Annotated in this window: 2 protein-coding genes; one reads left to right on the forward strand and one right to left on the reverse strand. The window is 58.5% G+C overall.

Going from position 1 to position 2,894, the window contains the following annotated elements; translation table 11 throughout:
- The coding region (locus MKD50_RS30160; RefSeq protein WP_012354595.1) for a LysR family transcriptional regulator at window positions 1-1,013 on the reverse strand (1,013 nt) is incomplete at its 3' end.
- A gap of 209 nt (window positions 1,014-1,222) precedes the next feature.
- Between MKD50_RS30160 and MKD50_RS30165 the strand changes: the two genes are divergently transcribed.
- Window positions 1,223-2,664, forward strand: a protein-coding gene (locus tag MKD50_RS30165; RefSeq protein WP_240074694.1) for an IS3 family transposase whose coding sequence is annotated in 2 segments (ribosomal slippage) — window positions 1,223-1,685 and window positions 1,685-2,664 — 1,443 coding nt in all. Because the reading frame shifts where the segments join, the coding sequence is not laid out codon by codon here.
- The last annotated feature ends 230 nt before the right edge of the window (window positions 2,665-2,894 follow it).

Raw genomic sequence — 2,894 nt, forward strand, 5'->3', positions numbered from 1 at the left:
CCGAAAGGACTTGTGTCTACGGCGCCTGCCTCCGGTAAGATATTGCGTAGTAATTGCTGTTGAGCCATGTTGTTACTTCTGCCGATGGCCTTGAGCGGATCGCGCAGCACAGCTCTACCAACCTCCATGACGTCGCTCACCACTCGTTGATCGCAACTGCGTTCCGCCCCCCAGAAATTCAAGGCAGCCCATTTTGGGAAACTACAAGGGAGTGCTAGAAGCTGCGTTTCTGGCTCGCGTGTCACCAATGGAATGTTATAATCCAACAGCGAGCAGATGCCACCCGCTGAATGCAGTAGCGTTATCTGCGCATGCCAGGATGGCACCACCGTCTCTCGGTAGCCAGGCGTACCGGCCTGCCGGCTCAGGAAGGCACGTAACGGGCTGCCGGGTTCGCTGTCTTCTTGCAATAGGATCCAGGCATTCTCGCTCTTATCCTCGTTGACTCTGCGCGTGGCGCCGACGAGCCGACGCTGCGTTGCCACGATGTTATGCTGGCGCACACGCTCGGGATGGTGCCCGCTGTCGACGACGAAGGCGCAGTCTAATTCTCCGGCGTCAAGTAGACTGGCAAGCACCGCATCGGCAATCACCGGCCGCGTGACAAAAGTGTCTTGCGGAAACTCTTCGCCTAAGGCGAACAAGATTTCAGTGATGAGGGGATCGCCAATCGATGCCGAAAAGCCTATTGCTACGCGCCTACCACCCTCCTGACGCTTGGTCGTGACCTCCTCTCGGCGTCGAACCAAATCTCCCCATATCGCCAGGATCTGTCGCGCTATCTTTTCCAGACGTATCGCATGCGGTGTGGGCACAAGTATGCCGTTTCCTTTGAAGAACAAGGGGTCACCGGTGATCTCGCCCAAGCGATCGAGACTATAGGACACCGTGCTCACGCTGCGCTGGGTGCATGCTGCGACAGCCCCCAGGTTACGGTACTCCATAACGAGAACAAAGACTTGCAATAGCTTCGTGTTAACATGACGAATTTCCGATAGCGTAGTATTGGACATTCTACCAATATCACCATGCAATGGTGACGCGAGTCTAAAGGACGGGATGGGTATCCAAAAGAAAGATAGACATAAGTCTGGTCCCGTGAATTGATCTGAATCAAAACTTTGCAGACGTCGAAAGATCCTCGTGCACCCCCGGCGTCAGAATTGTTGTCGTGTCACCTGATTTCGATTGACCCAGTCTGGGGGCGGTAGAGTCAGAGTGAATGAGAGCCTATTCAGCAGAGAGAAAGGAAGCGCTGTTGCTCCGCATGATGCCTCCCGAGAACGCGTTGGTGTCAGCGCTGGCAAGGGAGACGGGGATCACGGAGCAGACGCTGTATGCTTGGCGTCGACAGATGAAAGCGCAAGGAGTCCCGGTGCCGGGAGATGGAAAGAACCCCGAGGTCTGGTCCTCGGAAGACAAGTTTGCGGTGGTACTGGAAACCGCGCCGCTCAATGAGGCGGAATTGGCCGAGTATTGCCGCCGCAAGGGTCTTTACGCGGAGCAGATCGCTGCTTGGCGCGAGGCCTGTCGCTCGGCCAATGCCAACGCCGGTGAGCAGGCGCGAGAGCAACTGCTCCAGTCCAAAGGCGACAAGAAGCGTATCCAGCAGCTTGAAAAGGAATTACAGCGCAAGGAGAAGGCGCTGGCGGAAGCGGCCGCGTTGTTGATCCTGAGAAAAAAAGTCCAGGCGATCTGGGGAGAAAAAGAGGACGACTGATCAGCGTCCCAGATCGCCGGTTGTGTATATCGTTGATTCGTGAGGCAGAACGCTCTGGCTGCCGGCTGGCGCAGGCTTGCGACGAGTTGGGTCTGAGCTTGCGCACCTTCCAGCGCTGGGTTCGGGAAGGCGACGAGGTGGTCGCAGATGCTCGCACCACCACTGAGCGGCCAGCGCCAGCCAACAAGCTAAGCGAGGCGGAACGCCAGCAGATTCTTGCCGTGGCCAACAGCGTGGAGTTTGCCAGTTTGCCGCCCAGCCAGATCGTACCGACGCTGGCGGACCGCGGCCAGTACGTGGCCTCGGAGTCGAGCTTTTATCGTGTCTTGCGTAGCGCGTCGCAGCAGCATCACCGCGGTCGTGCGCGCAAGCCCTCGGCCCGGGTGGTGACCAGCCATTGCGCCACCGGTGAAGTGCATCGGGCGGAGTCGGCGGAACTGGCGGCGCTGCTCATGCGGCGAGCCAGTTTGGCCGAAGGTCTGGCTGGACGTCCTCTGGTTCTGCACTCGGATAACGGCAGTCCAATGAAGGGCGCGACGATGCTGGCCACCCTGGAAAACCTGGGGGTGGTCGCTTCGTTCAGCCGGCCGCGCGTGAGCAATGACAACCCCTACGCGGGGTCGCTGTTCCGGACCTGCAAATACCGGCCGGACTACCCGCACCAGGCGTTCGACAGCGTGGACGAGGCACGCGCATGGACGCAGCGATTCGTGCGTTGGTACAACCATGAGCACAAGCCTAGTGCACTGAAATTCGTCACGCCGGCGCAGCGCCACAGTCGCCTCGCCCCGGTGGTGCTGGCGCACCGTGAAGCGGTCTATGCTGAGGCTAAGGCCAGAACGCCTGCGCGTTGGTCAGGGCCGACGCGGAACTGGAGTTTGGCCGACGAAGTCTGGCTCAATCCGGAGCAGATGGAGCTAGCAGAACTAAAGCAGGTTGCGTAAGGTGACGTGACAACTACGTTGACAATCGCCGTGCATGCGGGGCCGCTCATTGAATCGGCGGATTGTTATGCGTTTAGGTTCAAATACAAGCCAACGCCGGGGAAAGCGGCAAGAGCTCGCAAAGAGATTGCTTCGCTCTGGCCAGGTTTGCGTTAAACAATCGAACATGAATTTTCTGGACTGCTTTTCGAAGGGTTTTATCTCCGTGGCATCAGGCACCTTGGAGACCG

The sequence above is a fragment of the Cupriavidus mimosae genome (genome assembly GCF_023952485.1).
GTDB classification, from domain to species: domain Bacteria; phylum Pseudomonadota; class Gammaproteobacteria; order Burkholderiales; family Burkholderiaceae; genus Cupriavidus; species Cupriavidus taiwanensis_C.